The organism is Brevinematia bacterium (assembly GCA_039630355.1).
In the GTDB taxonomy this organism is placed as follows: Bacteria; Spirochaetota; Brevinematia; order DTOW01; family DTOW01; genus SKYB106.
In genome coordinates this window covers 1-7,402 of record JBCNVF010000015.1, presented here as the reverse complement: position 1 = coordinate 7,402, position 7,402 = coordinate 1, and the positions used below count along the sequence as shown (strand labels likewise).

General features: G+C 36.6%; 5 protein-coding genes. 2 read left to right on the top strand and 3 right to left on the bottom strand.

The genetic code is table 11. The features are described from left to right. Together ABDH28_01305 and ABDH28_01300 are read left to right on the top strand one after the other, a co-directional pair. The coding region (locus ABDH28_01305) for a SpoIIE family protein phosphatase (protein MEN2997668.1) at window positions 1-1,341 on the top strand (1,341 nt) is incomplete at its 5' end. After that, window positions 1,338-3,539 carry a TonB-dependent receptor gene (locus ABDH28_01300; protein MEN2997667.1) on the top strand — a complete coding sequence of 734 codons (2,202 nt, stop codon included), beginning with the start codon at window positions 1,338-1,340 and terminating at the stop codon, window positions 3,537-3,539. The genes ABDH28_01305 and ABDH28_01300, both read left to right, overlap by 4 nt. A 40-nt stretch (window positions 3,540-3,579) precedes the next feature. Here the strand turns inward: ABDH28_01300 and ABDH28_01295 are convergent, their stop codons facing one another. From ABDH28_01295 to ABDH28_01285, 3 genes are all read right to left on the bottom strand, one after another. Beyond that, window positions 3,580-4,344, bottom strand: coding sequence for a ParA family protein (locus ABDH28_01295; protein MEN2997666.1), 765 nt, complete (start codon window positions 4,342-4,344; stop codon window positions 3,580-3,582). 4 nt (window positions 4,345-4,348) lie between these two features. Then, window positions 4,349-5,191 (bottom strand): hypothetical protein, encoded by an 843-nt coding sequence (locus tag ABDH28_01290; protein MEN2997665.1) that lies wholly within the window; start codon window positions 5,189-5,191, stop codon window positions 4,349-4,351. 248 nt (window positions 5,192-5,439) lie between these two features. After that, complete coding sequence (locus tag ABDH28_01285) at window positions 5,440-7,224, bottom strand: polysaccharide deacetylase family protein (GenBank protein ID MEN2997664.1); 1,785 nt, start codon at window positions 7,222-7,224, stop codon at window positions 5,440-5,442. Between the last annotated feature and the right edge of the window lie 178 nt (window positions 7,225-7,402).

The window sequence follows — 7,402 nt, the reverse complement described above, 5'->3', positions numbered from 1 at the left end:
ATTATTACTGACTACAGCAAGATTATTTCATCTTATAAAGAGATAAGTAAAGTTGTAAGCAGATTGGATTCCTATAGGTATGGGCTTACGGGAGATATTTGCATAAGTATTGTGCTTCACGGTGGAGAACAGTGTATTGATGTTGAGGTTCCTGTTGTTATTGGTGATACACCCGCTTCATACATAAGGTTTGGCACAACTTTAAGATACCTTAACGAAGAGCTTGTGAGGAATATAATCATTTCGGTTTTGATAGTTTTGTTATTGATAGGGCTTGGAATAGTATTTAGTTGGTTTTTCGCAAAAAGCTTCTCAACACCTATCCTTAAACTTAAGGATGCTGCTGTTGAGTTTGGTAGAAAGAACTTTGACTACAACGTTGAAGTTTTAACCAACGATGAGCTTGGGTTACTTGCTATGACTTTTAACGAAATGAGAAAGAATATAAAGGAGTATAGCGAGCATTTAGAGGAGCTAGTAGCCCGGAGGACTGAAGAGCTACAAAAGGCTTATGAAAAGCTTAAGGAGAAGGATAGGCTGATACAAATGGAGTTAGATTTTGCTAGTAGGATACAAAAGGGTATAATGCCTAATGGGGGATACAGGTGGAATGACTTTACTATTTTCGGATATTCACAACCTATGGAAAAGATAGGAGGAGACTTTTTTGACGTTTTTCCTGTTCCGGGAGGAAGACTTCTGTTCTATGTTGCAGATGTGTCCGGTCATGGAATACCTGCTGCTTTAATAACAACTATGCTAAAGATCTTCTTACTCAACATAAGCTTCGAAAAGCAGGATCCTGGGGAAATAATCGAGGAGTTAAACCAGAGAATAAGAATAATAAACACCGGAACAAAAGAGCAGATTATGGCTAATTATCTTACCATATTTGCTGGCGTAGTTGATAAGGAAGGAAATATGTCCTTTTCTTCGGGAGGTCACCATAAGCCAGTACTATATAATCAGTTCTCAAGGGAGTTTAAAGAGTTTCCAGATACTGATGGTGCGATAGTGGGTATACTAGAGCCAGGACTTTATGTTTGTTCTTCTGCTAGTTTAAAGTTAGAAGATGGAGACAAGATTTTTCTATACACAGATGGGATAATTGAGAGAAGGAATCTTGCGAACGAGGAAATAGGAATGGAGAGATTCAAGAAAATAATTGTGGATGCGGTAGATAAAGGTTTATTTGGTAAAAGACTTTTGTCACATATTTTGAATAAGATTGAAGAGTTTTCCGAAGGGGTTCCACCCAAGGATGACTATACTCTGTTAGTAGTTGAAAAGGTAAAGTTTTCAGGTGTAGAAAATAAAGTAAAAGAAAGGAGGAATATATGAAGCGCTTTAGCCTATTGACTCTATTGAGTTTCTCCTCTATCTTGTTTTTTGTAGTGGGTTCATACCCACAGATAATGGAGGAAGACTTTTTCAAGATAGAGGAGAGTATAGTAGTTGCTGCAACAAAGCAGAAGCAAACGGTTTCTGAAGCTCCTGCTACGGTTTACACTTTTGATGATAGAGTTTTAAAGACTCTTGGATTTTCGGAACTTAGCCATATCTTGAGGTTCGTTCCAGGAATTGATGTTTACGACCCAGAATTTTTCCTCTTTGGTGGTCAAAGAGGGTTTGTAGGTGCTTTTGACACAACATTAGTGCTTCTTGACGGCGTTGAGATGAATAACAATATAGCAGGAGAATCGTTCATAAGTCACAATTATCCTCTGTTTCATGTCAAAAGAATTGAGGTTGTCCAAGGACCAGCATCCTCTCTCTATGGTGCTAACGCCGTTGGTGGTGTTATAAACTTGGTCACCTATGACGAAAAGGAGATCAATGGTATCAAGGGTGGAGTAAAATTTGGCTCATACAACACAATCTCGCCTTCTGTTATGCTGGGTGGTGAAATTGGGGAAATTAAGTATAAGGTGTTTGGTAGAGTTTTCTTAACGGATGGTCCTAATTTCCATACTCAGGTTACTAATTACCAGGTTTACGCACCTCAAACTCCTAATATTAGCAGAAGACCTGTTTACTCAATGTGGGATTATGCTGATACCGGATATAACAGATATCTATACGCCAAAATAAGCTATGGTCCTTTCTATCTAGGAGGCGTCTATAACTACCAAGTTGACGGAAGGGGAGTTCAGGATATCCAGTGGGTGTATTACTTTGATGAGGATGGTAGAGATCAAAGAATACTCTTTGGGGGATTTGAGTCATTTATAATTAAGGATTTTCTTAAGCTAAAGTTTGAGCAGAGAGCTTGGCAGGATTACCTCTGGGGCAATCATACTCAAGTTAGTGATATTCTGGATCTAACTCCAACAGGATATCCAACGAATACTCAAGATACTAACATAACAAGAGGAGATGTTGAAGCTTGGAGAGGATTTTATTCTAATCTTAAGTCTCCGGGAAGCCTAAGATTCCAGACAGAATTGCAGGCTGTTTTGTATTTTGCTGAGAAACATAGGCTAACAGTAGGCGTCGTTTTGGATATCCTAAGAGGAGTAGGAGCATCTTGGAACAGAGTTGATTGGTCTACTTTGATTTCAGCACCCACGAATGTTATAGAATTCCATCCACCGGTTGATCTAAATAAGCAGCTTGCTTCTTGGACAAAAATAGGGTCTTACCTGCAATGGGAAGTTCCACTTATTAGTGAATTCTTGTTTTTGACGCTTGGTGGTAGAGGTGATGTTTATATTGTCAGCAATCAATCAAGAATTGAACTTAACCCGAGAAGTGGTGTGGTAGTAAAGCCATTTGAAGGAAGTGCATTCAAGCTGTTAGTAGGTAAAGCTTTCAGAGAGCCAACTGTTTTTGAACTCTGGTCCGCCAGCCATAGACAAGGAGGAGTACAGGAACTTAAGTCTGCTTCCACATGGACATTTGAAGTTAGCTGGTTCCAAATGATCTCAGATTGGTTGCAGAATTCACTTGCTGGTTTCTATAACTATGGGGAAAACTTCAAGGTTACCATACCAGAACATGGTATTGGAGTCATAGAAGTTCCGATAGTCAGAATATGGGGTGCTGAAGAGTATCTCAAGATAACATTACCGTTCTATAAAGATGTTCAGATAACTCTTGGGTATACCTATCAGAAAGGCCTACAATCTTACTGGAAAACCGAGGTTCAAGGGACAACTACAAACTCAAACTTTGTTGACGGTGGTGTTCCAACTATACCAGAGCACAAGGGAAGTATAATCCTCTCTTACAGACCTATAGATAATGTTTATGTATCACTACTTAACTACATAGTAGGTGAGATTGATCCAGGCCCAGCTAATTCTCTCTCTACTACTCTCAAAAGGTTACCTGCTTACTGGATAGTGGATCTCTCCGTACTTGCCAACAACATATTCTCTTTTGGTGGTGTTTCATATGACTTAAATATTGCTATCAGAAACTTGCTTAACCAAGAGTGGTGGAACTTGAACCCAAGAAATGGTGGTAGTGGGCTTAATCCTGCTGCGTTTCCACAGAAAGGTGTAAACTTTGAGATAACGCTAACCGGAAGACTATAAGCATTCATCAGGGGGAGTACCCCCCTCTATATATAAAAAGCTATAAAGCTATACTAAAAATTTCCTCTGCTAGGTTTCTATAATCCTCGGCTCCTGCCGAATGTGGAGAATGAAGAAAGATTGGTTTTCCATGTTTAGGAGCTTCTGCTAAGTTTATGTCATACCTTATCTCAGTTTTCAATTTCTTAATGCTTATTGGTCCAAAATAAGCAATGTCAGAGTAATTCTTATCTTTTGACTCTGGTGTGATGCTTGTAAAGAGAATCCCGTCAACTCTTAGACTATTGTTTTTTCTCTCAATTATCTTTGTAAGAATAGTAAAAAACTGGTTTGCTCCTTCCATTGATAGAAATTCTTTTCTTACAGGAACTATCACTTCTTTTGCGCATATTAATGCGCTAAGTCCCATCATTCCAATACTAGGAGGGCAATCTAGAACTATGAAGTCAAACTCCTTCTCAACCTCTGAAATGTGTTTCTTTAGCAGAAACTCACCGTTGTTCTGATAGAACAATCTTGGTTCTATTTTGGATAAGTTTACGTTAGACGGTAGTAAAAACAACCCTTCAACTTGAGTCTTATATATTGCATTCTTAATGTTAGCTTTACCTGCCATAACATCCATAAGAGAAGGATGAACATTCGGTAGGAATCCTAAGGAAATCGTAGCACTAGCTTGAGGGTCAGTATCCACTAAGAGGACTTTTGCCTTTTTGAAGATAGCAACTCCTGCCGATAAATTTACTGCAGTTGTAGTTTTACCAGTTCCACCTTTTCTGTTAGATATTGCTATTATCCTTGCCATATATTTACATCAGTTCTGAGAGATCTTTTATTCTCTTTCTTATTCTTATCCTTGTGAGAATGAGCAGGATTAATGAAATCAATAAGGCTATTCCAACTACTACTCCGGGGATAAGTAGATTCACTCTTTCGCTTTCTCTAACTACATTTGTAACTATTTTCACATTAGTGAAAATGTTAGTTACATAAACAACTTTTAACTTTTCCGATGTTCCTATTATATTCATAGGAGTCTCTATATTTGTGATAATTTTTATATTCGTAACAATGTTTGTTATGTATACCGGTTTTAGTTTTTCTATAGCTACCTTATTATCAATTATTTCTCTTTCCAAAGCTCGCGTTTTTTCTATTGAAGAAAGTTTTTCCTCAAGTGCTTTTCTAAACTCTACCTCTCTCAGAGATAGATAGTTTTGCTCTAAAAGGACTAAAGAGATTCTCTTTATAGTGTTTACTTTCTCTATGCTTTTAGGTATATTGCCCATTATGTAAAACTTTATTGCCTCAGTAGTTGACTTTCTTATAGCAGTTATCATTATGCTTTTGTCTTCTACATCAGTGGGCTCAACCAAGGAAACAATGTTTTCGCTCCCTCCTTTCGGAGAAGTAATTTCGTTTGATAGAAGGGATATTATCTCATCGGACATTTGCACAGAATTTGAGAGAATAGTAATACTATTACTGAAGTCTTTAGTTATAAAATAGCTTATACCTCTCTCAGTTTCTTCCCGGAGTTTTAGGAGTTTACTAGGGATGCTTTCTTGCTGAGAAAAACTGTCTAAGCTTAGAAACAGGAGTATTACAATTGTAAAATATAATACTATCATATTAATTACCATTTTCGTCATACTACGATTATTTATGAAGATCCAAAAATCTTTCTACTACTCAGGAGTAAAGGCAATGAATTCTAGAATTTAACGATTAGGTGTAGTTTTTCTTTTATTTTTCTCGCAGTCCCTGGCGAGACTAGGTAATACTCTTATTAGTAAATGCCTAAGAGGTTTGGTATGAAATTAAGTTTCATAACTGCGAGGACCAAAAGGGGTAAGTAGGTGGAGAGAGTTTAAAGTCTTGTTCATTCGTATGGATTTACCTACTCTCTTATTTCTTTTATCATTCTACCTATAATCCAGTCTGATACAAAAATTTCTACCGTTGATAGTTCGTGAAATTCGGACTCAAGCTTGGTAAGATTACTAAGAATAGCATAATTGTCTTTGTATTCTGAGTTGTAGAATACAACAGTTTTGGGAATGTCTAGAGATGTTTTCTTAAGTAGTCTCAGCCAAAATTGATTTATTCCGAGGTAGTAAGATATTGGTTCTATGACTGAAAATGGATAAAACGGGGAGAATTGAATCTTGTTTATGTATTCGTCAATTGGATATTCAGTTTTACTAAACCTTAAGTTTAAGTTTTTGTTTATATGTAGAAGCAACGCTTGAGTATTATCAAGATTACCAAACTCTTTTTCAAATGGTGTTTGGTCTTTGGGCATCAAAAACGCAAGGTTTAAAAGCACGGATGTTTTTACATTTTCTCTGAAACTCTCAAAGTCGTATTTACCTTTGGTTATCATGGTTTTATAGGCTGAGATGTTGAGCTTGATTTCTTTGTATGATTTTACTCCCCTCAGAAATGGGTTTATCACTATTATTTTTGAGATATTTGTGAATTTAGAGGTTTCTAGCAGGTATAGAAGCAATTCTAATCCATCCCCCCATGTTACTATCTTTATCTCTCTGGAACCTAGTAGATTTATTGTTTTTTTTAGGGACATGCTTACATTCTCTAGGGAAAAATCCTTTATTCTATCATAGTAGACTTCATATTTGTAGAATGGAAAGCTGTATATTTCGCTAGTGAAAACCCATACTTCTATGTTGAATTCTCTAAACTTATCTATTGCTGTTTTAAACCAAGCAGGACCTACTGACATGGAAGGAATCACTAAAACTGATGCTTCCGGATGGGTTACGGGGTAATGATAAAGCTTTGCATAAAGACCTTTCACTTGGCTTTCTATATGGTAGACCTTGTAATCGAGGTTCATGCATTCATAAATGCTATCAACTATTTCCCTAAATTGTCCTAAAGTAGTGTGGTTGAAAACTATATATCTCGGCAGTTTATACATTTTTGCTGATTTCGTTATAGGTCTATCGTTGACAACAAATGATATTTTGTAAGTTTTTGATGCTAGGGAGTATGCACTTCCATCTGCTATTCCAAAAGGATATGCAAAAGCGAATACTTCCTCGTTTATCTTCTCCTCAATGAGTTTTTTTGAGGATACAATTTCTCTAAGTAACACATCATTGGAAAGTCCCTTGAGAAATTTGTGAGAATAACTATGGGAACCTATTATAAATCCATCCTTGGTTAGATTTGCCAGGTCCTTCCAGGAGAAAAATCCTTTTCCTCCTATAACCAATGGGTAGATGAAAAAAGTTGCTCTTGTATTTTTATTCCTAAGAAGTTTTATTATACGCTGTGGTATTTTCCAACCATCGTCAAATGTTATTGATACTGTAAAACTAGGAACTGTTGAAAGGTTTGTTAGAGAGTCAATGCCTACTATCTTAATTTCTAGATCGTCTATAAGTCTGAGCTGTTTTTCAAACATTTCTGGTGAAACTGTGTATATATCCTCTAAGGAGTAGCCTATCTTGTGATAACACAGTACCAAGTTTTTACTTAAAGATGTGGTGGAGCAGAAAAAAATTATCGTAATCAAAACAAATGTTCTTGTTGTGATATTTTGTATACTAAAGAAAGTGGTAAGGGTGGTTTGGATATTCCTCAGGTAGTTAATTTTTAGCTTTTTATCCTCAGCTTGGTAGTATGTTGAAGATGATACTTTACCTTCTCTAGCCACAATATACTATAAATTAAATATCGGCAATCTAGCATCTCAACGTGTGGTTTAACTTCACTATCGTGAATTTCGGGCTACTGCAGTTAGATGTGGTTTAGAAGCTTTACCTTATATTGATGGGATATTCCATTCTTTTCACCTTCCTTAGGTTTGTTTTGAGAAGTGAGAGAAAAGAGAA

Excerpts from the sequence above, each read along its gene's own strand:
- ABDH28_01290 (MEN2997665.1), bottom strand. The coding sequence starts at position 5,191 with ATGACGAAAATGGTAATTAATATGATAGTATTATATTTTACAATTGTA.
- ABDH28_01295 (MEN2997666.1), bottom strand. The coding sequence starts at position 4,344 with ATGGCAAGGATAATAGCAATATCTAACAGAAAAGGTGGAACTGGTAAA.
- ABDH28_01300 (MEN2997667.1), top strand. The coding sequence starts at position 1,338 with ATGAAGCGCTTTAGCCTATTGACTCTATTGAGTTTCTCCTCTATCTTG.